The 21,496-nt window shown below is 69.4% G+C and carries 21 protein-coding genes and 1 pseudogene; 11 read left to right on the forward strand and 11 right to left on the reverse strand.

Going from position 1 to position 21,496, the window contains the following annotated elements:
* The first annotated feature begins 318 nt into the window (after positions 1–318).
* Both ABE487_RS16485 and ABE487_RS16490 read left to right on the forward strand, forming a co-directional pair.
* On the forward strand, positions 319–1,050 hold the full coding sequence (locus tag ABE487_RS16485; RefSeq protein WP_346452710.1) for an HAD family hydrolase: 732 nt from the start codon (positions 319–321) through the stop codon (positions 1,048–1,050).
* 172 nt (positions 1,051–1,222) lie between these two features.
* Positions 1,223–1,633 carry a hypothetical protein gene (locus ABE487_RS16490; RefSeq protein ID WP_346442882.1) on the forward strand — a complete coding sequence of 137 codons (411 nt, stop codon included), beginning with the start codon at positions 1,223–1,225 and terminating at the stop codon, positions 1,631–1,633.
* A 129-nt stretch (positions 1,634–1,762) separates the two neighbouring features.
* Here the strand turns inward: ABE487_RS16490 and ABE487_RS16495 are convergent, their stop codons facing one another.
* Positions 1,763–1,954: a hypothetical protein gene (locus ABE487_RS16495; RefSeq protein ID WP_346449597.1), complete on the reverse strand. Its 192-nt coding sequence runs from the start codon at positions 1,952–1,954 to the stop codon at positions 1,763–1,765.
* Positions 1,955–2,062: 108 nt separating this feature from the next.
* On the opposite strand from ABE487_RS16495, the gene ABE487_RS16500 reads away from it, so the two are divergent.
* On the forward strand, positions 2,063–2,593 hold the full coding sequence (locus ABE487_RS16500) for a hypothetical protein (protein ID WP_346442886.1): 531 nt from the start codon (positions 2,063–2,065) through the stop codon (positions 2,591–2,593).
* A 39-nt stretch (positions 2,594–2,632) separates the two neighbouring features.
* On the opposite strand, the gene accC is transcribed toward ABE487_RS16500, so the two are convergent.
* From accC to cutA, 7 genes are all read right to left on the reverse strand, one after another.
* Positions 2,633–4,000, reverse strand: coding sequence for an acetyl-CoA carboxylase biotin carboxylase subunit (accC, locus tag ABE487_RS16505; protein WP_346442887.1), 1,368 nt, complete (start codon positions 3,998–4,000; stop codon positions 2,633–2,635).
* 10 nt (positions 4,001–4,010) lie between these two features.
* Positions 4,011–4,490, reverse strand: coding sequence for an acetyl-CoA carboxylase biotin carboxyl carrier protein (gene accB / locus ABE487_RS16510; protein ID WP_346442889.1), 480 nt, complete (start codon positions 4,488–4,490; stop codon positions 4,011–4,013).
* 37 nt (positions 4,491–4,527) lie between these two features.
* Positions 4,528–4,944, reverse strand: coding sequence for a lysozyme inhibitor LprI family protein (locus ABE487_RS16515; RefSeq protein WP_346449595.1), 417 nt, complete (start codon positions 4,942–4,944; stop codon positions 4,528–4,530).
* Positions 4,941–5,387: a type II 3-dehydroquinate dehydratase gene (aroQ, locus tag ABE487_RS16520; protein WP_346449594.1), complete on the reverse strand. Its 447-nt coding sequence runs from the start codon at positions 5,385–5,387 to the stop codon at positions 4,941–4,943. Before aroQ ends, ABE487_RS16515 begins: the two co-directional genes overlap by 4 nt.
* Before the next feature lie 102 nt (positions 5,388–5,489).
* A complete protein-coding gene (locus tag ABE487_RS16525) occupies positions 5,490–6,095 on the reverse strand; it encodes a TlpA disulfide reductase family protein (protein ID WP_346449592.1) in 606 nt (201 codons plus the stop codon).
* Positions 6,092–8,386: a protein-disulfide reductase DsbD gene (locus ABE487_RS16530; protein ID WP_346449602.1), complete on the reverse strand. Its 2,295-nt coding sequence runs from the start codon at positions 8,384–8,386 to the stop codon at positions 6,092–6,094. The genes ABE487_RS16525 and ABE487_RS16530 overlap by 4 nt, the downstream gene beginning before the upstream one ends.
* Before the next feature lie 150 nt (positions 8,387–8,536).
* Entirely contained in the window at positions 8,537–8,875 is a 339-nt protein-coding gene (cutA, locus tag ABE487_RS16535) for a divalent-cation tolerance protein CutA (RefSeq protein ID WP_346449590.1), read from the reverse strand.
* A gap of 181 nt (positions 8,876–9,056) precedes the next feature.
* On the opposite strand from cutA, the gene ABE487_RS16540 reads away from it, so the two are divergent.
* From ABE487_RS16540 to ABE487_RS16560, 5 genes are all read left to right on the forward strand, one after another.
* Entirely contained in the window at positions 9,057–9,542 is a 486-nt protein-coding gene (locus ABE487_RS16540; protein ID WP_346442899.1) for an acyloxyacyl hydrolase, read from the forward strand.
* Positions 9,543–9,769: 227 nt separating this feature from the next.
* Positions 9,770–10,060, forward strand: coding sequence for a co-chaperone GroES (groES, locus tag ABE487_RS16545; RefSeq protein WP_183427860.1), 291 nt, complete (start codon positions 9,770–9,772; stop codon positions 10,058–10,060).
* A 132-nt stretch (positions 10,061–10,192) separates the two neighbouring features.
* Positions 10,193–11,833, forward strand: coding sequence for a chaperonin GroEL (gene groL, locus ABE487_RS16550; RefSeq protein ID WP_346442902.1), 1,641 nt, complete (start codon positions 10,193–10,195; stop codon positions 11,831–11,833).
* 157 nt (positions 11,834–11,990) lie between these two features.
* Positions 11,991–14,183: a hypothetical protein gene (locus ABE487_RS16555; protein ID WP_346449588.1), complete on the forward strand. Its 2,193-nt coding sequence runs from the start codon at positions 11,991–11,993 to the stop codon at positions 14,181–14,183.
* A 238-nt stretch (positions 14,184–14,421) separates the two neighbouring features.
* Positions 14,422–15,495 carry a 3-deoxy-7-phosphoheptulonate synthase gene (locus tag ABE487_RS16560; protein WP_346449586.1) on the forward strand — a complete coding sequence of 358 codons (1,074 nt, stop codon included), beginning with the start codon at positions 14,422–14,424 and terminating at the stop codon, positions 15,493–15,495.
* A gap of 46 nt (positions 15,496–15,541) precedes the next feature.
* Here ABE487_RS16560 and ABE487_RS16565 read toward each other — a convergent pair whose 3' ends face one another.
* Positions 15,542–16,750, reverse strand: coding sequence for an NAD(P)/FAD-dependent oxidoreductase (locus tag ABE487_RS16565; RefSeq protein ID WP_346449584.1), 1,209 nt, complete (start codon positions 16,748–16,750; stop codon positions 15,542–15,544).
* A gap of 139 nt (positions 16,751–16,889) precedes the next feature.
* Between ABE487_RS16565 and ABE487_RS16570 the strand changes: the two genes are divergently transcribed.
* Both ABE487_RS16570 and ABE487_RS16575 read left to right on the forward strand, forming a co-directional pair.
* Positions 16,890–18,101 (forward strand): FAD-dependent oxidoreductase, encoded by a 1,212-nt coding sequence (locus ABE487_RS16570; RefSeq protein WP_346449583.1) that lies wholly within the window; start codon positions 16,890–16,892, stop codon positions 18,099–18,101.
* Positions 18,102–18,133: 32 nt separating this feature from the next.
* Positions 18,134–18,400, forward strand: coding sequence for a GIY-YIG nuclease family protein (locus ABE487_RS16575; protein ID WP_346442911.1), 267 nt, complete (start codon positions 18,134–18,136; stop codon positions 18,398–18,400).
* 31 nt (positions 18,401–18,431) lie between these two features.
* Here the strand turns inward: ABE487_RS16575 and ABE487_RS16580 are convergent, their stop codons facing one another.
* The gene (locus ABE487_RS16580; RefSeq protein WP_346449581.1) at positions 18,432–19,952 is read right to left on the reverse strand and encodes an acetyl-CoA hydrolase/transferase family protein; all 1,521 of its coding nucleotides are present in this window, start codon (positions 19,950–19,952) and stop codon (positions 18,432–18,434) included.
* 116 nt (positions 19,953–20,068) lie between these two features.
* Between ABE487_RS16580 and ABE487_RS16585 the strand changes: the two genes are divergently transcribed.
* A complete protein-coding gene (locus ABE487_RS16585; protein ID WP_346449579.1) occupies positions 20,069–21,223 on the forward strand; it encodes a UDP-N-acetylglucosamine--N-acetylmuramyl-(pentapeptide) pyrophosphoryl-undecaprenol N-acetylglucosamine transferase in 1,155 nt (384 codons plus the stop codon).
* Positions 21,224–21,385: 162 nt separating this feature from the next.
* Here the strand turns inward: ABE487_RS16585 and ABE487_RS16590 are convergent.
* A pseudogene (locus tag ABE487_RS16590) lies at positions 21,386–21,496 on the reverse strand (transposase); the annotation flags it as partial.

The raw sequence follows: 21,496 nt of genomic DNA on the forward strand, positions 1-21,496 counted from the left end.
GCCTCTTGATCGTCTTCCGGTCGAACATCCCCTCACCCTTGCGCCCTGGAATCAGGCATCAAGCGTAACGGTGGCTGGCAAAGGACTCCCCGCTAATCTGCGAAGAACCTTAAAAAAACCGGGGTCAGAGTGCAATTTCGCGAGGCGAAATTGCACTCTGACCCCGGTTTTTAGAGCAGAGCGGGTTCACGCATGGCACATTCCCAGGCGCAGTGCGCCGCGCTGGGCGAATGCGGATCGTCTCGCCATGCTGTCGTGAAACGATCCTGCGCGTCGATGTCCGCGACGAGGGGCGATGGCTGCCGGCATAATGCGCCGATGACCCATGGCATCCGACTGGTCGGCTTCGATGCCGACGACACGCTCTGGCGCAGCCAGGACTATTTCGACGAGGCGCAACTGGAGTTCGAGCGGATCGTCGGGCGCTATGTGGATCTGGCCGACGGCCGTGTCGCCGACGCGCTGTACGCGGTCGAGACCGCCAACATCGCGGTGTTCGGCTACGGCGTGAAAGGCATGGCGCTGTCGATGATCGAATCGGCGACCCAGATCACCGGCGGACGGATCGCCGCGGCCGATCTCCATCGCATCGTCGAAATGGCCAAGGCGCTGCTGCGGCACCCGGTCGAACTGCTGCCCGGCATCCGCGACGCGGTGGCGGCCGTGGCCGAGCGCTTCGACGTGGTGCTGATCACCAAGGGCGACCTGTTCCACCAGGAAGCCAAGGTACGCGACTCGGGCCTGTCGGACCTGTTTGGTCGCATCGAGATCGTCAGCGAGAAGGACGCCGCGACCTATGCGCGCGTGCTGGCCGAGTTCGATATCGATGCGCGGGCCTTCCTGATGGTGGGCAACTCGCTGCGCTCGGACATCGCGCCGGTCCTCGCCCTCGGCGGCTGGGGCGTCTATATGCCCTACCGTACGACCTGGACACACGAGACCCAGGCCGACATCGTCGAAGGCCGCGAGCGTATGCGCGAGGTCGCCACGCCGGATCGTCTGCCCGAGGCAGTGGTCGACCTGGCGGCGCAGGCGATCGCATTGCGTTGAGCGCCTGACACACGCGCCGAACGGGCGTAACCGTTTCCAATTTGAATGCGTTGTTTACGCGGCATGGCGGCATCGGCGCAGCGCGCGAAATATTGCACGACGATTCATTTCGAACACGGCATGTTGGGGGCACAGGCCGCCGCGGTGGCGGCCGCGTCGTGAGGAGAGACCGATGACATCCAACACCCTGACTCGCTGGATGTGGCCGGCCGCGTTGGCCACCGGCTTGGCCGCTACGCTGGCAGTGCCGACGCAGGCTCGCGCGAACGACGACCTCGTGCAGGTGATCGTGGACATTGCCGATGTCGTCATGCGGGGCGATACGGCCTACGACAGGCGCGGACGCTATCGCGACGACGATCGCCTGCGCGTGTCCTACGATCGCTACGGCCGGCCGGTGTACTACCGTACCGCGCCGCGCAGCTACGGCCGCCACCACCATGGTCCGCCGCGCTATGCCGCCGAGCGCCACCGCCACCATGAGCGCGCGCGTGGCCGGACCGAATGCGACCGCCGTGGCCGCTGCACCACGTACTACTACGATCCGCGCCAGGATCGGGGGCGTCGGGGCGGCTGGCGCTGAGGGCGTGATCGAGCATCAGCCCAACCGGGCGTGAGTCCAGCGATCGCCGCCTTCGGGCGGCGATCCGCGTTTCGGGGCTCGCCTCGTGGTCGTACGCGGCAAGGCCGATGGCGTCGCCGCAGGCTGCGATCAATCGGCGCGGTGCCGCGTGTCGTCGTTGCGCGGTACGTTGCGCAGGCTGTTCTCGGCGTCCTGGCCGACGCGCGTGGCCACGTGATCGAGTGCGATCCAGTAGGCGCCCAGGCCCAGTGCCACGACGCAGGCCACGATGCCCCAGCGCAGCATGCGCGGCGTGCGCGTGGTGGCTCGATGCGGCTCCATCTGCGGGTGTCCTCGCTTGCGGTGTTGGGCTATCGTCGGCTCTCGCGCGTCGCGGCGGCGTCGAAGCCGCGACACGATCCGACCTGATTCCGCCTCGAGTAACCGCCCGTGCGCCTGCCATCCGCTGCTGTGTGCCTGTCGTTCCTGCTGCTGGCCTGTGTCGCGTGTCCGGCATCGGCCCAGGATGCTGCAGCGGCCGCCGACTCTGCAGACGCTGTCGAAGACGCGGTGCCCGATCTTGGGACCGGCGACGCCTGGCTCGACACCTGGCTGGCGGATGTCGATCTGTATGCGGCGCGCTATCGGGACGCGTTCGTCGACGAGGTCGCGCGTTACCAGGTCGCGCCGCGGGCGCTGGTCGAACAACTGCTCGACGAGGCGGGCATGCGCGCCGGCGATGTCTACTTCGCCTGCGCCGTGGGTCGGGCGTTGGGGCGGTCCTGCCGGGAAATCGCCGCGCACTGGCGGCGCGATCGCAGCGGCGGTTGGGTCAGCGTGCTCGAGCGCCTCGATGTGCCGCCGGGCGGCGAGCCGGTCGTGCGGGTCAAGCGCGGCCTGGTGGCGAGCTATGACCGCTGGGCCCGACCGATCCGGCTCGATGCCTCCTTGCGGCGCGCGTTTCCCGACCGCGAGCCCTGACGACCACCGGCGCGCGGCCTGCGCGCGCCGGTGGCGACCTCAGCCGATGGCCAGCGTCTTGTTCTTGCGCTCGGCCAGGCGCTTTTCCAGGTAATGGATGTTCTGGCCACCCGCGTGGAAGCCCTGATCGCGCATGATCCGCTGCTGTAGCGGGATGTTGGTCTTGATACCGTCCACGACCATTTCCGACAGCGCCACGCGCATCCGGCAGATCGCCTGCTCGCGGTCGGCGCCGTGCACGATCAGCTTGCCGATCATCGAGTCGTAGTTCGGCGGCACCGCATAGCCTTCGTAGACATGCGTGTCGACGCGCACGCCCGGGCCGCCGGGGGCGTGGAAGTGCAGGATCGTGCCGGGCGAGGGCAGGAAGGTCTCCGGGTCCTCGGCGTTGATGCGGCATTCGATGGCGTGGCCGGTGAGCACCACGTCCTCCTGGCGGATCGACAGCTTGTGGCCCGAGGCGATCATCAGCTGCTCGCGCACCAGGTCGATGCCGGTCACCATCTCGGTCACCGGGTGCTCCACCTGGATGCGGGTGTTCATCTCGATGAAGTAGAAGCGGCCGTTCTCGTAGAGGAACTCGAACGTGCCCGCGCCGCGATAGCCGATGCGGATGCACGCATCCACGCAGACCTTGCCGATCTGCGCACGCGCCTCGGGCGTGATGCCCGGTGCGGGTGCTTCCTCGACGACCTTCTGGTGCCGGCGCTGCATCGAGCAATCGCGCTCGCCCAGATGGATCGCGCCGCCCTGGCCGTCGGCCAGCACCTGGATCTCCACGTGGCGCGGGTTCTCCAGGAACTTCTCCATGTAGACCATGTCGTTGCCGAACGCGGCCTTGGCTTCCTGCTTGGTCGTGGCGATGGCGTTGACCAGTGCCGCTTCGGTGTGGACCACGCGCATGCCGCGCCCGCCGCCGCCGCCGGCCGCCTTGACGATGACCGGGTAGCCGATCTCGCGCGCGATCTTGACGTTGGTCGCCGGGTCGTCGCCGAGCGGGCCGCCCGAGCCCGGCACGCAGGGCACGCCGGCCTCCTTCATCGCGCGGATCGCCTCGACCTTGTCGCCCATCAATCGGATGGTCTCGGCCTTCGGGCCGATGAACACGAAGCCCGACTGCTCGACGCGTTCGGCGAAATCGGCGTTTTCGCTGAGGAAGCCGTAACCAGGGTGGATGGCCTGGGCGTCAGTGACCTCGGCGGCGGCAATGATCGCCGGCATGTCGAGATAGCTGCGGTTGGACGGCGGCGGGCCGATGCAGACCGACTCGTCGGCCATCGCCACGTGCTTGAGGTTGCGATCGACGGTGGAATGCACCGCGACCGTACGGATGCCGAGCGTGTGGCACGCGCGCAGGATGCGCAGCGCGATCTCGCCCCGGTTGGCGATGACGACTTTTTCAAGCATCGGGGCGGCCTCAGCCGATCACGAACAACGGCTGATCGAACTCGACCGGCTGGCCGCTTTCGCACAGGATCGCGACGACCGTGCCGGAGGTTTCGGCCTCGATCGGGTTGAACATCTTCATCGCCTCGATGATGCCCAGCGTGTCGCCAGCCTTGACCTGCTGGCCGACCGACACGAATGCCGGCTTGTCGGGCGCGGGCGAGGCGTAGAAGGTGCCGACCATCGGCGATTTGGTGACCTGGCCGGGCGGCAGGTCGTCGCCGGCCTTGGGCGTGCCGCCGGTGGCGGCATCGACCGGGGAGCTCATCGGCATGACAGGCTCGGGCGCGCGCGGAGCGGGGGCCGCCGGGGCCGGGGCATAGGCCACCGGCGCGGCCGCAGCCGAGGTGCGCGACAGGCGGACCGATTCCTCGCCTTCCTTGATCTCGATCTCGGTCAGGTTGGACTCTTCGAGCAGGTCGATGAGCTTCTTGATTTTGCGGAGATCCATGCGGGCCTCGTGGTTGTCGGCGGAATGGCGGGCAGGCTTACAGCGCGCGAAGCTGCTGCAACTGCCCGATGCGAAGACGGGTGGGGTCGATCAGGCACGTCAGGCGGGCGTCGTTGCGAGAGCTGCCGCCGATGGCGAGGGCGTAGACGGCGTCGCCATCCCGGCCGCGGAAGCGCTGCCAGGCGCTGTGTGCGTCCTGGAGCGCGGCGGCCGCGGCGTCGCAGGCGCCGTCGCAACCGGCGGGGGCCGCCATCGCCGCGACAGTGGCGGCCTGGGCGGCCTCGAGCGCCGTATCCAGGCGTACGGACTCGGCAGACATGCGCAATGCGGCACTGTCGGTCGACATCGGCTCGGCGCAATCGGCGTCGGTCAGCGTGTCGGCCGATGCCGACAGCGGCCAGGCGGCCGCGATGCACGCCAGCAGCACGGCAGGTGCGGCGCCATGGTGCGTCATGCGGCAGGCTCCAGCCTGCGCAGCGCGGCATCGAGGGCATAGCGGTAACTGTCGGCGCCGAAGCCGCAGACCACGCCGGTGGCCAGATCGCTGAAGTAGCTGGTGTGCCGGAATGGTTCGCGGCGATGCGGATTCGACAGGTGGATCTCGATGAACGGGATCGCGACCGCGGCCAGGGCGTCGCGCAGCGCGACCGACGTGTGGGTGAATGCCGCAGGGTTGAGCAGGATCATCGCGGTGCCGTCGCTGCGCGCCGCCTGGACCCGGTCGACGAGCACATGCTCGGCATTCGACTGCAGGCTGTCGATCGTGTGACCGGCGGCGGTCGCGCGCTCGCGCAGCATCGCGTCGATGTCGGCGAGCGTCGCATGGCCGTAGACCTCCGGCTCGCGCGTGCCGAGCAGGTTGAGGTTGGGGCCATGCAGGACGAGGATCGACGCCATCGGGCACCGGGTGCGGGAAGTGCGCGAAGTCTGCGTGATGTCTCCATTGCTGTCCAGTTCGCAGACGTTCGGCGATTTTAAACGGCCGTTTGATTTCGCCGCTCAGCGGGTGGCCCAGTCCTCGGTTTCCCCGTGCGCGAACGGGCCGATCCGCTGTTTGCGCACCCGCCCGTCGGCGTCGATCAGCACGGTGTAGGGCAGCACCCCGCGCGGATTGCCCAGACGCACGCCGGCATCGGCTGGCCCCGGAGCGTCGATCGCGATCGGGTAGGCGACCGGGATGCGCGTCAGGAACGCCTGTACGGCGTCGGCATCGTCGAGCGCGATGCCGAGCACTTGCACGCCGTCTGGGCCCTGTTGGCGGGCGAAGCGGTCGAGTTCGGGCATCTCCTCGATGCAGGGGCCGCACCAACTGGCCCACAGGTTCACCAGCAGCGGGCGCCCGTCATAGGCGTCGGGCAGTTGCAGCCGGCTGCCGTCGAGCAGCGCGATCTCGAAGCCGGGCACCGGCTCGCCGCGCCGGGCCACGGTCACGCCGGCGGGTGGCGGCTCGGCGGCGGCGAGCAGCGCATCGTTGTACAGACGCTGGCCGGCCTCGGTGCCGAGCAGCGGGCCGGGGCCGGACACGAACAGGCTGGCGAGCACGCCCAGTCCGCCGGCCACGATGGCGACCGCGATGATCGCCAGCGTGCCGCCACGCCGCGTCACTGTGCGGCGCCCGCGCGTTCGAGCGCGCTCGTCACCACCGCCTCGCTCAGCAGCGCCGGCAGCACCTCGCCATCGCCGCCGCCGCGCGGGTAGACCACGTACAACGGGACGCCGACGGCGCCGTGCGCCTCGAGGAACGCGCCGATCTGCGGGTCGACGTTGGTCCAGTCGCCGACCATGTAGGTCGCCCCGGACCGGGTCAGGGCCTCGAGGAACGCTGGCTGGGACAGCACGCGGCGTTCGTTGGCCTTGCAGGTCACGCACCAGTCGGCGGTCATGTTGACGAACACCGGCGTCCCGGCCTCGCGCAGTGCCTGCAGGCGTTGCGCCGAGTACGCGACCTCATCGTCCGTGTCGGTGGCCACTGCGCGGGGCGTGTCCGACGGTGCATAGCGCACCGCGTAGGCGGCCGGCAGCAGCGACACCAGCAGCAGGCCCAGCGCCAGCCCGCGCGAGACCGCACCGCCGGTCCAGCGACGCCGTTCGAACCACCACAGCGCGAGCGCGAACAGCACCAGACCGGCGAGCAGCAGCGTCATCGCGTTCACGCCCGACTGCCGTCCGAACACCCACAGCAGCCACAGCACGGTCAGATACATCGGGAACGCCAGCGCCTGCTTGAACGTTTCCATCCACGCGCCTGGCTTGGGCAGGCGATCGGCGAGCGCCGGCACCAGCCCGATTAACAGGAACGGCAGCGCCAGGCCCAGGCCCAGCATCAGGAACACCGCCAGCGCGAGTGTCGCGGGCGCGGCGAACGCGTAGGCCAGTGCCCCGCCCATGAACGGGGCGATGCACGGACTGGCGACCACGCAGGCCAGGACGCCGGTAAAGAAGTCGCCGCTGGGCCCGGTGCGCGCGGCCAGCGCCTGGCCGAGATTGCCGACCCGGCCCCCGAGTGTGAACACCCCCGACAGGCTCAACCCGACCGCGAACATCAGATACACCAGCGCAGCCACGAACCAGGGTTGCTGCAACTGGAAGCCCCAGCCCAGCGCCTGACCTGCCGCGCGCAACGCCAGCACCAGCAGGCCGACCGCCGCGAATGCGACCAGGACGCCGGCCGTGTACCACAGCGCATGTGCCCGGGCCCGCGCGCGACTGCCGCCGCTCTGCGCCAGGCCCAGCACCTTCAACGACAGGATCGGCAGCACGCAGGGCATCAGGTTGAGCACCAGGCCGCCGAGCAGCGCCAGCGCGAGCGCCGCCAGCAGGCCGGTGCGGGGCGCGGCGGGGGGGCGGGTGCGTGCGGCGTTGTCGGCGACCGCATCGCTGCCGGTCGCGGCGTCAGGGGCATCTTCGGACGAGGACGGTGCGGCCGGGGCGATGGCGGCAGGCACCTGGCTCGTCTCGGCGGCGTCCGTCGAGCCGGCATCGGCGACCGGGGGGGCTGCAGCCGGCGTGGCCGCAGCGGCCGTCGTCGTGCCCGCAGGCAGCGCCACCGGGACGCGACGGGTCATCGGCGGGTAGCAGATGCCATCGGTCTGGCAGCCCTGGAAGGTCGCCACCACCTCGACGTCGGCGGCATCGGGTCGACGGCGCAGCACCGGCAGCGGCACGTCGACCTGGTCGAAGTACACGGTCACCGCGCCGAAATGATCGTCGTGATGCGCCTTGCCGGTGGGCCAGCGTGGCTGGCCGGCGCGCAGACCCGACGCCCCCTCGATCGTGAAGCGATTGCGGTCCTGATAGAGGTAGTAGCCCGGCGCCGGGGTGAAGCGCATCAGAATGGTGTCGCCATCCTGCGCAATCGCCTCGAAGGCGAAAGCGCGTTCGGCGGGCAGCGCATCGCCCGTCCCCGACAGCGCCCGCCCCAGCGCCGCAAAACCGGGGTCAGTGTCGCTTTTTGCAGCAGGCGCCGTCGCATCAGTTCGCGAGAAAACCGACGCTGACCCGGGTGTTGGTTGGGGGAGGGCGACTTGGAGGGTACGGGTCTGCGGGGGGTAGCAGATGCCGGCGTCGGCGCAGCCCTGGTACTTGACCTGCAGTGCGACGCGGCGTGTGCCGGCGGCCGGGTGTCCGTCCAGGGTCGCGATCAGCCGATCGCGGTAGGTTTCGACTTCGCCGAAGAATTCGTCGATGTGGCGGTGGCCATCGGGCAGCGCCAGCGTGCCGGCACCGAAGCTGCCGTCGGGCACCTGGGCCGCGGTGCGGTGTCGATACAGGTAGTAGCCGTCGGCGATCTTCCAGCGGATCTCGATCCGGTCGTGGGCGACCGCCGTGGCCGAGAGCGCCAGCGCGTCATCGACCGGCAGCACATCGTCGAAGTCGACGGCAGCGGCGGGCGACATCGTGCCCAGTAGCGCAGCCGCGAGCAGGCCATGCCAGGTGCGGGACGCCTGGCGGCGGAGGGGCGCAGCCTGGGATAGGAACGAGGCGGGGAAGAACGTACGCATCGCGGCAGTATCGCAGGCCGCCCCGCGCGATGCCCAACGCCAGGTTCAGTCCGCGTCGCCGGCCTCGATCGGTGCGGTCTCGGCCTCGACCCAGTGCAGGTAATCGGCCAGTCCGCCGGCGACCGGCAGCGCGACGAGCTCGGGGACGTCATAAGGATGCAGCGCCCGCAGCCGTTCGGTCAGCGCCTCGAGTCGGTCTGCGGTGGTCTTGATCACCAGCAGGACCTCGGCATCGGTCTGGACTCGGCCCTGCCAGCGGTAGATCGAGGTCACGCCCGGGACCAAACTGACGCAGGCGGCGAGCCGGGCATCGACGAGCGCGCGTGCGATGCGCTGGGCCGTGGCCTCGTCCGGGCAGCTGTTGAGGCAAGTCAGCACAGGCATCCGGCCAAGGTATCGGTTCGGTGTCCATCGTGCACGCGGTATGCACGACGCCGGCGCGACGCTGCGTTGGCCAGTCAGGGATGGTCTATCCCGCTGGTGGGCAGTCCACGCGGATCACGATTAGTGAACTCGCCGGTATACTTAATTTTCCTCCCCCCCTACGCTGTCTCGGCGGTCCACCATGCGCCTTCGCTCGTCTTTCGTTCTCGCTGCCGGTCTCGCGCTGGCCGCGCCGCTTGCCGCTCAGGCGGCTTCCCCCATCGATGTCGGCGTCGGCGCCTCGGCCACGCGCGAGAATGAGACTACCGCGGTCGTCACTCTGGCGTGGTTGCCCGAGTGGCGGCGCACCGCCCATGGTGTGCTGCGCTGGGAGTTGGGCGGCGTCTACATCCAAGCGCGCGGCGATACCCGTTTCGATCTCGACGAGGACACCGGCGTGATCCATGGTGGCGCACGCTACGAGCGCGACAATGGGTTCACCGCCGGCTTCGGCGTTGGTGTGCAGATCGGCGAGACCGATGCGCTGTCGGGCAATCCGCAGTTCGTGAGCACCATCGGCTGGCGTTGGCAGCGATTCTCGCTGCTGGCCCGCCACATCTCCAACGCCAGCATCAAGCAGCCCAACGACGGCGAGACGATGCTCGTTGCCGCCTGGCGCTTCCGCTGAACCACTGCTGGAACGCACACCGGCCCTGGCGCTGCGCCGGGGTCTCGCGTTTCAACGGCCTCAAGATTTTTCTGCGCGGCCCCTTGTAAAGCCGCAGCGCGCACCCATCTCCCGTCGCGTCCCTGGCTTGCCAGGGTGCGTGCGCCGCGCGTTCTGGCAGTCCCCATGGGCGAGTGCTAGAATTCGGGCCCGTTTTCTTCACAATCAATCACTTAGAGAGGGTTGGAATGAGCAATCTCAAGCCGCTGTACGACCGCGTCGTGGTCAAGCCCGTCGAGGCCGAAGAGAAGACTGCCGGCGGCATCCTGATCCCGGACAACGCCAAGGAAAAGCCCACCAAGGGCGAAGTCGTCGCCGTCGGCGAAGGCAAGGCCCTGGACAACGGCAGCGTGCGCGCGCCGAAGGTCAAGGTCGGCGACATCGTGATCTACGGTCAGTACTCGGGCAGCGCCTACAAGGCCGAGGGCATCGAATACAAGATCGTGAAGGAAGACGACATCCTCGCGATCGTTGGCTGATCGAAAGCGGGGGCGTCAGGCCTCGCGAGTGGGGAATCGAGGCGGTCAACGCCCATTTTCGCGCCTCGCGAATCGTCCGCGTCCTGCGCTTTTCCAAATCCCTAATCCCCTATTTCAATTCCGGAGTTTTCAATGGCTGCTAAGGAAATCCGCTTCGGCGAAGACGCACGCTCCAAGATGGTGCGCGGCGTCAACGTGCTCGCCAATGCCGTCAAGGCGACCCTCGGCCCGAAGGGCCGCAACGTCGTGCTCGAAAAGAGCTTCGGCGCGCCGACGATCACCAAGGACGGCGTGTCCGTCGCCAAGGAGATCGAACTGGCCGACAAGTTCGAGAACATGGGCGCGCAGATGGTCAAGGAGGTCGCCTCCAAGACGTCCGACAACGCCGGTGACGGCACCACGACCGCGACCGTGCTCGCCCAGGCGTTCATCCGCGAGGGCTCCAAGGCCGTCGCCGCCGGCATGAACCCGATGGACCTCAAGCGCGGCATCGACAAGGCGGTGCAGGCCGCCGTCGCCGAGCTCAAGAACCTGTCCAAGCCGACGGCCGACGACAAGGCGATCGCCCAGGTCGGTACGATCTCGGCCAACTCCGACGAGTCGATCGGCACGATCATCGCCGACGCGATGAAGAAGGTCGGCAAGGAAGGCGTGATCACGGTCGAGGAAGGCTCGGGCCTGGAGAACGAGCTCGACGTCGTCGAGGGCATGCAGTTCGACCGCGGCTACCTGTCGCCGTACTTCGTCAACAATCAGCAGTCGCAGACCGCCGATCTCGACGATCCGTTCATCCTGCTGCACGACAAGAAGATCTCCAACGTCCGTGACCTGCTGCCCGTCCTCGAGGGCGTGGCCAAGGCCGGCAAGCCGCTGCTGATCGTCGCCGAGGAAGTCGAGGGCGAGGCTCTGGCCACGCTCGTCGTCAACACCATCCGCGGCATCGTCAAGGTCGTGGCCGTCAAGGCGCCGGGCTTCGGCGACCGTCGCAAGGCGATGCTCGAAGACATGGCCGTGCTGACCGGCGGCACCGTGATCTCCGAGGAAGTGGGTCTGTCGCTCGAGAAGGCGACGATCAACGACCTGGGCCGCGCCAAGAAGGTGCAGGTCTCCAAGGAGAACACCACGATCATCGACGGCGCCGGCGACACCGGTTCGATCGAGTCGCGCATCAAGCAGATCAAGGCGCAGATCGAGGAGACCTCCTCGGACTACGACCGCGAGAAGCTGCAGGAGCGCGTGGCCAAGCTGGCCGGTGGCGTGGCGGTGATCAAGGTCGGCGCCTCGACCGAGATCGAAATGAAGGAGAAGAAGGCCCGCGTCGAAGACGCCCTGCACGCCACGCGCGCAGCGGTCGAGGAAGGCGTGGTCCCCGGCGGTGGCGTCGCGCTGATCCGCGCGCTGGCTGCGATCTCCGATCTCAAGGGTGCCAACGAAGACCAGAACCACGGCATCGCGATCGCGCTGCGTGCGATGGAAGCCCCGCTGCGCGAGATCGTGACCAACGCCGGCGAAGAGCCGTCGGTCATCGTCAACAACGTCAAGGGCGGGACCGGCAACTACGGTTACAACGCCGCCAATGGCGAGTACGGCGACATGGTCGAGTTCGGCATCCTGGACCCGACCAAGGTCACCCGCACCGCGCTGCAGAACGCCGCGTCGATCGCCGGTCTGATGATCACGACCGAAGCCATGGTCGCCGAGCTGCCGAAGAAGGACGAGCCGGCGATGCCGCCTGGCGGTGGCATGGGCGGCATGGGCGGCATGGATTTCTGATCCAGCGCCTGCGTCGTATCGCGACACCCCGGACCCCCGCGCAAGCGGGGGTCTTTTTGTTTGGGCCGGTCCTCCTGGGGCAGTGGCGGCATGGCGCCACCGCCCCGTCGGCGTCGCGTGTTGGGCGCCGTCACCCGCCATCGGCGATGCTGTCGCCATGACGACCACGATCGCCTCCTGGCTCCGCGCGCACCGGCGAGGGGTGCGCCTGGGCGTGACCCTGCTCGTGGCGCTGTATCTGCTGTATCTGATCGCGGCCAACGTGCTGCTCAACAGCGCGCTGGGCGAACGCCTGGTCAATCGCAAGCCCGAGCGCTACCACGCGCAGTGGTCCTGGGCGATGAGTCTGTATCCCGGACACATCCACGCGCGCGACGTGGTGATGGGCGGGCATGCCCGCACCAATCTGTGGACCGCCGCCACGCCGCGCGCCGACGGCCGGATCAAGCTGTTGCCGCTGCTGTGGCGCGAGGTCGCGTTCGGCACCATCCGCGCGCAGGATGTGTCGGTCCACGTCGCACGCACGCCGCACGACATGCCGACCACTGTGCGACCGGGCCATAAGCCCTGGACGTTGCGCTTCGATGCGATCACCACGCCGAGCCTGTTGCGCTTCGATTTCTACCAGGCCCGCGTGACCGGGCACGGCGACGCCCGATTCGTGTTCGAGAAGCAGTTGCAGGGCGGGCCGATGGCGGTCGGGCATTCGACACTGCGCATGCCCGACGCGACCCTGCGCGTGGGCGACGTGGCGCTGCTGCGCGAGGGCGCGCTGGACTTCGAGATCGCGATGCCGGCCCACATCCGGGAACAGGCGCAGGGCGTGGAGAAGCTGGTGCTGGTCGATCTGCGTCTGCGCGTCGACGGTCCGGCGCCGGGCGTTGACCTGGTCGCGCGCAACGACGACGCACTGCCGATCGGGACCGCTGCGAGCTCCGGACACCTGCGCGCTGACTTACGGCTCGAGCGCGGCGTCCTGATGCCCGGCAGCCGGCTGGACTGGTCGGCGCCGGTGTTCTCGCGCGGCGCGGACGGGACGGCGTTGCGCCATCCGCTGGGTGTCGCGCTACGGACCGCGCCCGATGCGATCGCGCTCGCGGCCCGGGTGCCGGCACCTTCGACCGGTACGCCCTGGCTGCGCGCGGACCTGCGCGTCGACGACCGCAGGCTCGGTCCGGACGACTGGCTGCGTCCTCTGCGTGCACTGGGCGGTACCGTGGAGACGCAGTGGCCGGCGGTGCCCCTGCGCTGGGTCGACGTGCTGCTCGACGACCTCGACTGGCTGTCCTTCGATGGACGGGCCGACCTCGAGGCTGCCCTCGCGCTGCAGCATGGGCAGCTGCGGCCCGGAAGCCGGATCGACGTGCGCGACGCGCGCGTGCGGGCCCGGGTGCTCGACAACCGACTCGAAGGGGCCGCGCATGCCACGATGCGCATGGAGGCGGCCGAGGACGAAGCGCCCCGGACCACAGTCGCGATCGAGATGGATCGCTTCACGTTGGCGTCCGAGGCCTCGCCTGAGCGTGTCGATCTGCGCGGGCGCGACCTGCGCCTGGATCTTGCATCCAGCGGCCCGCTGGCCGAATTCCACGAACGGCTGGAGGCGCGCCTGCGGTTCGACGATGCGCAGGTGCCGGACCTGCGCAGCTTCAACCGCTATCTGCCCGGGGACAGCGCACGCCTGCTGGGCGGCAGCGGACAGGCGAGTGGCGACCTGCGCCTGGACAACGCCGGCGAAATGGCCAGCGGGCGCCTGCAGGTGCGTGGCAGCGGGGTCCGGGTGGCGCTCGGGCCCTCGCGGCTGACCGGCGACGTGGCGCTCGACAGCCGCCTGACGCGGGCACAGAAGACAGGACGCCACTACACGATCGATTCGGTGGCCGCGCGCCTGGACGGCGTGCGGATGGAAGGCGAGTCGAGTGGGAAAGCGTCGCCGTGGTGGGCGCGTCTGGCGCTCGAGCAGGGCACGCTGCAATGGCGCGAGCCTTTTGAGGTGACCGGGCGCGGCCAGGTCGACATGCGCGACATCAGCGTGCTGCTGGGCCTGTTCGCCGAGCGTCGCGTGCTGCCGCGCTGGATCGGCAACCTGGTCGACGCCGGCCAGGTCCATGCGACGGGCGACTTGCGCATGCGCGACAAGGAACTGGTGTTCGATCGCATCGAGGCGCGCAATGATCGGGTCGATCTGAAGGCCAGGCTGCGGATCGACGACGGCCATCCTGCGGGCGATCTGTACGCGCGCTGGGGCGTGCTGGGGCTGGGCGTGGAGCTGCAGGGCGGCGAGCGCACGCTGCATATCGCCGGCGCCCGCGACTGGTACGAGGGGCGGCCGCCGCTACTGCCCAGGTGAGGCCGGGATGCGATGGTCGCAGATGCAACCGTCGCATTGCCGGGTTCGACGTGCTATCACTGGCGCCATGAACCGCGTCGCCGCCTTCTATCGTTGGTATTGGTTTCCCACGCCCCCGGCGGTGGAAGGCCTGCGCGTACCCTGACGATCTCGGTTCACACGCATCCCTGAAAGCCGCCAGCGACCCTGGCGGCTTTTTTCATGCCCGTTCTCCCGCTTTCTTCCAGGATCTTTCCGCATGCCCCCCCATACCGACGATCTGCGTATCCGCGACCTGCAGCCGCTGACACCTCCGATGCAGCTGTTGGCCGAGCTGCCCTGCGACGAGGCGATGTCATCGACGGTCACCGATGCCCGTGCGGCCTGCCATGCCATCCTCCACGGCCATGACGACCGCCTGATCGTCGTCGTGGGCCCGTGCTCGATCCACGACCCGGTCGCGGCGATGGACTACGCGCATCGCCTGCGCGCGCTGCGTGACACGCACGGCGATGCGCTGGAGCTGGTCATGCGCGTGTACTTCGAGAAGCCGCGTACGACGATCGGCTGGAAGGGGCTGATCAACGATCCCGATCTGGACGGCAGTTTCCGCATCGACCGCGGGCTGCGGCTCGCGCGCAGCCTGCTGCGCGACGTCAACGCCCTGGGCTTGCCGGCCGGCGTGGAGTTCCTCGACATCATCAGCCCGCAGTACCTCGCCGACCTGGTCGCGTGGGGCGCGATCGGCGCCCGTACCACCGAGAGCCAGGTGCATCGCGAGATGGCGTCGGGGCTGTCGTGCCCGGTCGGCTTCAAGAACGGCACCGGCGGCGACGTGCGCATCGCGGTCGATGCCGTCGGCGCGGCCTCCCACTCCCATCATTTCCTCGCCGTGGGCAAGGACGGCCGCTGCGCGATCGCCGCCACCGCCGGCAACCTGGATTGCCATGTGATCCTGCGCGGTGGCGTTCGGCCCAACTACGACGCGGCCAGCGTCGAGGCCGCGGCCCAGGTACTGGTCGCCAGCGGTCTGCGCCCGGCGCTGATGGTCGACGCCAGCCATGCCAACAGTGGCAAGAATCCCGACAACCAGCCCGCGGTGATCGCCGACATCGCCGACCGCATCGCCGCCGGCGAGCGGCGCATCATAGGGACGATGATCGAAAGTCACCTGGTCGCCGGCAAGCAGCCGCTCGCCCCCGGTCGGACGCTGACCTACGGCCAGAGCATCACCGATGGCTGCATCGACTGGGCCACGACGGTCGACGTACTCGACCGGCTGGCCGACGCGGTCCGGACCCGCCGAAGCCGGGCCGACGCGCAGGCTGCGTGACCGCCGCCTGGGCGACGTCAGTGCGCGCGATCGTGCGCTGACGCGCTCAAGCGGCGCTGCCGGCCGCCATGCCCGATGCCCAGGCCCATTGGAAGTTGTAGCCGCCCAGCCAGCCGGTCACGTCGAGAACCTCGCCGACGAAGTACAGCCCCGGCGCGTGCCGCGATTCGAGCGTGCGCGACGACACCGCCTGGGTGTCGACGCCGCCGAGCGTGACCTCGGCGGTGCGGTAGCCCTCGGTGCCGCTGGCGACCAGCGGCCAGGCCTGCAACAGCGCCGCGGTGTCGTGCAATTGCGCGGGTGTGTACTGCCGCATCGGCCGGCTCGCCAGCCACACCTCGCACAGCCGCTGCGCGAACCGGCGCGGCATCACGTCGGCCAGCACGGTCCGCAGTTCGGATGCCGGACGCTCGGCCTGCTGCGCCTGCAGCCACGCCAGCGCATCGCGGCCCGGCAGCAGGTCCAGGCGCAGGTCGTCGCCGGGCTGCCAATAGGAAGAGATCTGCAGGATCGCCGGGCCGCTGAGGCCGCGATGGGTGATCAGCATGCGGTTGCGGAACGTGGCGCCGTTGCAGCCGGCCTCGACGTCGAGTGCGACGCCCGACAGCTCGGCGAGCCGCTCTTGGTGCTTGCCGCTGAGGGTCAGTGGCACCAGGCCGGCACGCGTGGGGAGCAGGGCATGCCCGAACGCGCGTGCGATCTCGTAGCCGAAGCCGCTCGCGCCCAGGCTCGGGATCGACAGCCCGCCGGTCGCCACGATCAAGGAAGCGCAGTGCAGCGTGCCGATCGCGGTCTCGAGCCGAAAGCCGCCCTCGACTGCGCGCGGTAGCTGCACCGCGCAATGCGTGCGGACCTGCACACCAACGGCCTGCGCCTCGTCGAGCAGCATGCGCACGATCTGCTTCGAAGACCCATCGCAGAACAACTGCCCGAGCTCCTTTTCGTGCCAGGCGATCCCGTGGCGGTCGACCAGATCGATGACATCCTGCGGCGTGTAGCGCGCCAGCGCGGACTTGCAGAAGTGCGGGTTCGACGACAGGTACTGCGCTGGCGTGGTGCCGGTGTTGGTGAAGTTGCAATGGCCGCCGCCCGACATCAGGATTTTCTTGCCGACCTTGTTGGCGCGGTCGAGCACCAACACGCGGCGACCGCGCTGGCCGGCCGCGATCGCCGCCATCAACCCGGCCGCGCCCGCCCCCAGGACGATCACGTCCGGATCCTGGCGGGGCGGGGCGGCGAGGGCGGGATCGGACATCGGGGCGGCACGGCGGAGAGCGGGGGGCGCAGTCTAGGCGGTCTGCCGCCTCGACGCCTCGGCGGTGAGGCGGAGCGGTCTCCGCACGGCGCTCACACGGCGCTCAATAGGCTGCGCCATCTTCCTCGATGATGCAGCCATGGATCTCAAGAGCGGCTATCCGTTCTGGGCCGTCCGCAACGGCCTGATGCATGCATTCCCCAAGCTCGATCAGGACCTGCGGTGCGACGTGCTGGTGATCGGTGGCGGCATCACCGGGGCGCTGATCGCCGACGAACTGGCGGCGCACGGCCACGAGGTCGTCGTGCTCGAACAGCGCGATGTCGCCTGGGGCAGCAGCGCGGCGAGCACCGCGCTGCTGCAGTACGAGATCGATACCCACCTGGTGGACCTGGCGCAGCGCTACGGCGAGGACGACGCGGCGCTGGCCTACCGCGCCTGCGGCGAGGCGATCGACCTGCTCGCCGGCATCGCCCGCGACGTGCGCGACGTCGACTTCGAGCGTACCGGCAGCCTCTACTACGCCAGCCGGCAGCGCGACGTGTCGGCGCTGCGGGACGAATATGTTGCGCGTCGTCGGCATGGGTTCAACATTGAGTACCTCGACGGGCCCACGGTGCAGGCGCGCTACGGGTTCGAAGCGCCGGCCGCGTTGCTCAGCGCGCAGGCCGCCCAGGTCGATCCCTACCGCTTCGCCTCGCGGCTGTTGGCGCGGCTGGCCCGGCGGGGTGCCGGCGTCTACGACCGCACCCAGGTCGTGGACCTGCAGGCGCGCAGCCGCGACGTGCTCGCGACGACCGACGCCGGCACCCACGTCCGTGCGCGTCATGTCGTCGTCGCGGCCGGTTACGCCAGTCAGCACTGGCTGCCCAAGCGCGTGGCGCGCAACCGCAGCAGTTACGCCTTCGTCACCGATCCCTTGGACGACGCCTTGCCCGAGCGGCTGGCGCGGTTGCTGGTCTGGGAGACGGCGCGGCCGTACCTGTACCTGCGCACCACTGGCGACCGCCGCTTGTTGATCGGCGGCGAGGACGACGCGGTCGACGTGCCCGCCCGCCGCGATGCGCGCGTCGACAAGAAGGCGCACCGGCTGATGAAGCGGGTGCAGGCCCTCTGGCCGGCGCTCGATCTGCAACCGACCTTCGCCTGGGCCGGCACGTTCGCCGAAACCGAAGACGGCCTGCCGTTCTTCGGCCCGCATCCGGCGACCGGCCCGCGCGTGCATTACGCGATGGCCTACGGCGGCAACGGCATCACCTATTCGATGCTCGGTGCCGGCCTGTTGCGCGCCGGCATCGAGCGTCGTCGCCATCCGCTGGCCCGGTTGTTCGCGTTCGACCGGCTGGATTGACGCTCGCGCATCGCGCCGCCGATGATCCGGCCATGACCACCGCGCAGCCCTGGCACCTCTACCTGCTCGAATGCCGCGACGGCAGTTGGTATGCGGGCATTACCACCGATCTCGACGCGCGGTTCAGAGCGCATGCGACCGGCCGCGGCGCCAAGTACACACGGGCGCACCCGCCGGTGCGGCTGCTGGCCAGCCGGCCTTATGCCGATCGCGCCAGCGCTTCGCGCGCCGAATGGCAGCTCAAGCGCCAGCCGCGCGCCCGCAAGCTCGCCTGGCTGCAGGCGCAGCCGGGGCCGTAGCCCGACGCGGCCGGTCCGGGACGCCTTGGGCTCAGCGCGCGGCGCGCATGTCGCCGGTGTCGAGCCAGCGCTGGTGCCAGGACAGCGCCTCGGGCAGCAGGTGCGGGGTGTGCTTGCCGTAACTGTCGCGCAGCGCGCGCGCGAAGTAGTCCTCCAGCGCGTCGCGATAGTCCGGATGCGCGCAGCGGTCGATCAGCACCCGCGCGCGTTGCTTGGGCGAGAGCCCGCGCAAATCGGCCAGGCCGTACTCGGTGACGACGATCGAGACATCGTGCTCGGTGTGGTCGACGTGGCTGACCATCGGCACGATCGACGAGATCGTGCCGTTCTTGGCCGTGCTCGGACTCATGAAGATCGACAGAAAGCCGTTGCGGGCGAAATCGCCCGAACCGCCGATGCCGTTCTGCATGCGGCTACCCATGATGTGGGTCGAGTTGACGTTGCCGTAGATGTCGACCTCGACCATGCCGTTCATGCCGATGCAGCCCAGGCGACGGACGAGTTCGGGGTGGTTGGAGATCTCCTGGGTGCGCAGGACGATGCGCTCGCGGAAGAAGCCGATGTTGGCCTCGAAGCGCAGGCTGGCCTCCGGGCTCAGCGCAAAGCCCGTGCACGAGGCGCTGCGCAGCACACCCGATTCGAGCAGGTCGAGCATGCCGTCCTGGATCACCTCGGTGAACGCGGTCAGATCGCGGAAGCCGCTGTCGGCAAGATTGGCGAGCACCGCATTGGGGATGTTGCCCACGCCCGACTGCAGCGGTAGTAGCCCCTTGGGCAGCCGGCCCTTGGCCACCTCGTGCTGCAGGAACTCGATCAGGGACGCGGCGATGCGCTGGCTGGCCTCGTCAGGCGGGTTGAACGGGCTGTTGCGGTCGGGGGCGGCGGTGCGAACGACCGCGACGATCTTGTCCGGGTCGCAGCGCAGCGCGGTGTCGCCGATGCGGTCGTCCGCGTGTTCGAGCGGGATCGGGCGACGCTGCGGCGGCAGCGCGGTGCCGTAGTAGATGTCATGCATGCCCTCGAGCGCGAGCGGCTGCACCTCGTTGACCTCCACGATCACGCGCTTGGCCAGGTCCAGCCAGGTCTTGCTGTTGCCGACCGAGGTCGACGGCACGATGGTGCCGTCCTCGCGGATCGCCACCGCCTCGATCACCGCCACGTCGATATCGCCATAGAAGCCGAACCACGCGTGCTGGGCGACGTGGCTCAGGTGCGCATCGATGTAGGCCAGGCTGCCGTCGTTGATGCGGCGGCGCGCCTCGGGATCGCTCTGGAACGGCAGGCGCAGCGCGATGCCATCGACCTTGGCCAACGCGCCGTCGAGCTCGGGCGCGGTCGATGCGCCGGTCAGCAGCCGGATCTGGAACGGCTGCCCCGCCGCGTGGACCTGCTCGATGCGTGCGGCCAGCGCCACCGGTACCGCCTTGGGATAGCCCGAGCCGGTGAAGCCGCTCATCGCGACGGTCTGGCCCGGCTCGATCAGCGCGGCTGCCTGCTCGGGCGTGACGATGCGGCTGCGCAGGGCGGCGTTGCGGATACGGTCTTCGGTCATGACGGGCACAGTGGCGTTGAAGCCCCGATTATCGCGTGGGCGGCGGGATCGTGCAGGACCACGCGGCGCCGCGTGCGCTCGCTATAGTCGTGCCCCCGTCCGCGTCCGGATTCGCCATGTCGTCGTCTGTCGCCCGCACCTCGCTTCCCGCCGTCGCCTGCGCCGCAGGCGGCACCGGCGGTCATCTGTTCCCGGCCGAGGCGCTGGCACGGGAACTGCAGCGGCGCGGGCATCCGGTGGTGATCTACACCGAGCGTCGCGGCGCGGCCTACACCCAGGCACTGGCCGGGCTCGACCACGTCGTGCTGCCGGCGCGCAGCCTCGAAGGCGGCGTCACCGGCAAGCTTGCCGCCGGGTTTACGATCCTGCGTGCGGCCTGGCAGGCGCGCGGCGACATGCGCCGGCGCGGCGTCGGCCTGCTGGTGGGATTCGGCGGCTATCCCAGCTTCGCTCCCGCGCTGGCGGCGAGAAGCCTGGGTTGCCCGCTGCTGCTGCACGAGCAGGGGGCGCGGCTGAGTCTTGCCAACCAGAAGCTGCTGCGGCTGGCCGCCGGTGTGGCGACCTCGTTCCCGGCGACAGCCGGGCTCGACGGGTTCGATCCGATGCGCATCGTCGACACCGGCAACCCGGTGCGCGCCGCGATCCTGGCTGCGCGTGGCGACTATCCTGCGCTCGACGGCGATGCGCCGTTGCGGTTGCTGGTCGTGGGCGGCAGCCAGAGCGCGCGCGTGTTCGGCGAGGTCGTGCCGCCCGCGCTGCTGCGGTTGCCCGAGACGATGCGGCGTCGGCTGCACGTCTCGCTACAGATGAAAGGCGAGGGCGCCGACGCGGTCGAAGCCACGCTGCGTGCGGCCGGCATCGAGGCGACAGTCCGCCCGTTCTTCGACGATATGGGGGGGCGGCTGCGCGATGCGCATCTGGTCGTCACCCGCGCCGGCGCAACGACCGCGGCCGACCTGCTGACGGTCGGCCGCCCCGCGGTGATGGTGCCGATCCCGCAGGGCGGCTCGCGCGACGAGCAGCGCCGCAACGCCGAAGCCCTGGCCGCCGCGGGCGTGGGCTGGTGCATGCCCGAGGCCGAACTGAGCGCCGAGCGGCTCGCCGCGTTGCTCGAAGACGCGTTTGCGTCTGCGACGGCGCTGCCGGACGCGGCGCGCGCGGCGGCCGGGCTCGGGCGACCCGACGCCGCGTCGGCGCTCGCCGATCTTGTCCAGACGACGCTGGGCGTCGCGCGCGCCGGGACCTCGCGGATTGCCCCTCCTGCGCCCTGAGCCTGAATGCGCGGGGGTTGGTGAACCCGTCAGTATCGTTTTGCACTGCAGCGTGCATCCGCTTCGCCAGTCTTCCAATATCGCCCCGCACCCGACGTGGGGGAGGGAGCAAGCCCGTAACCGGTTCGCCGGAAGCGGGCTTTTTTTTGGTTCATCGCTGAATCCGGGGAAGGCTGCGCGGATCTTCAGGAAGAAGTACTCCTGATCGCGGTACCCGTAGGCACGGCGCTTGATGACCTTGATGGTGTTGTTGATGCCTTCAACGATGCTGGT

Source organism: Luteimonas sp. TWI596 (assembly GCF_039674105.1).
Taxonomy (GTDB): domain Bacteria; phylum Pseudomonadota; class Gammaproteobacteria; order Xanthomonadales; family Xanthomonadaceae; genus Luteimonas.

What these genes read in the sequence shown, in the direction of transcription:
- ABE487_RS16485 (WP_346452710.1), top strand. Translation starts at nt 319, where the DNA reads ATGACCCATGGCATCCGACTGGTCGGCTTCGATGCCGACGACACGCTC.
- ABE487_RS16490 (WP_346442882.1), top strand. Translation starts at nt 1,223, where the DNA reads ATGACATCCAACACCCTGACTCGCTGGATGTGGCCGGCCGCGTTGGCC.
- ABE487_RS16495 (WP_346449597.1), bottom strand. Translation starts at nt 1,954, where the DNA reads ATGGAGCCGCATCGAGCCACCACGCGCACGCCGCGCATGCTGCGCTGG.
- accC (WP_346442887.1), bottom strand. Translation starts at nt 4,000, where the DNA reads ATGCTTGAAAAAGTCGTCATCGCCAACCGGGGCGAGATCGCGCTGCGC.
- accB (WP_346442889.1), bottom strand. Translation starts at nt 4,490, where the DNA reads ATGGATCTCCGCAAAATCAAGAAGCTCATCGACCTGCTCGAAGAGTCC.
- ABE487_RS16515 (WP_346449595.1), bottom strand. Translation starts at nt 4,944, where the DNA reads ATGACGCACCATGGCGCCGCACCTGCCGTGCTGCTGGCGTGCATCGCG.
- aroQ (WP_346449594.1), bottom strand. Translation starts at nt 5,387, where the DNA reads ATGGCGTCGATCCTCGTCCTGCATGGCCCCAACCTCAACCTGCTCGGC.
- ABE487_RS16530 (WP_346449602.1), bottom strand. Translation starts at nt 8,386, where the DNA reads ATGTCGCCCGCCGCTGCCGTCGACTTCGACGATGTGCTGCCGGTCGAT.
- cutA (WP_346449590.1), bottom strand. Translation starts at nt 8,875, where the DNA reads ATGCCTGTGCTGACTTGCCTCAACAGCTGCCCGGACGAGGCCACGGCC.
- ABE487_RS16540 (WP_346442899.1), top strand. Translation starts at nt 9,057, where the DNA reads ATGCGCCTTCGCTCGTCTTTCGTTCTCGCTGCCGGTCTCGCGCTGGCC.
- groES (WP_183427860.1), top strand. Translation starts at nt 9,770, where the DNA reads ATGAGCAATCTCAAGCCGCTGTACGACCGCGTCGTGGTCAAGCCCGTC.
- groL (WP_346442902.1), top strand. Translation starts at nt 10,193, where the DNA reads ATGGCTGCTAAGGAAATCCGCTTCGGCGAAGACGCACGCTCCAAGATG.
- ABE487_RS16555 (WP_346449588.1), top strand. Translation starts at nt 11,991, where the DNA reads ATGACGACCACGATCGCCTCCTGGCTCCGCGCGCACCGGCGAGGGGTG.
- ABE487_RS16560 (WP_346449586.1), top strand. Translation starts at nt 14,422, where the DNA reads ATGCCCCCCCATACCGACGATCTGCGTATCCGCGACCTGCAGCCGCTG.
- ABE487_RS16565 (WP_346449584.1), bottom strand. Translation starts at nt 16,750, where the DNA reads ATGTCCGATCCCGCCCTCGCCGCCCCGCCCCGCCAGGATCCGGACGTG.
- ABE487_RS16570 (WP_346449583.1), top strand. Translation starts at nt 16,890, where the DNA reads ATGGATCTCAAGAGCGGCTATCCGTTCTGGGCCGTCCGCAACGGCCTG.
- ABE487_RS16575 (WP_346442911.1), top strand. Translation starts at nt 18,134, where the DNA reads ATGACCACCGCGCAGCCCTGGCACCTCTACCTGCTCGAATGCCGCGAC.
- ABE487_RS16580 (WP_346449581.1), bottom strand. Translation starts at nt 19,952, where the DNA reads ATGACCGAAGACCGTATCCGCAACGCCGCCCTGCGCAGCCGCATCGTC.
- ABE487_RS16585 (WP_346449579.1), top strand. Translation starts at nt 20,069, where the DNA reads ATGTCGTCGTCTGTCGCCCGCACCTCGCTTCCCGCCGTCGCCTGCGCC.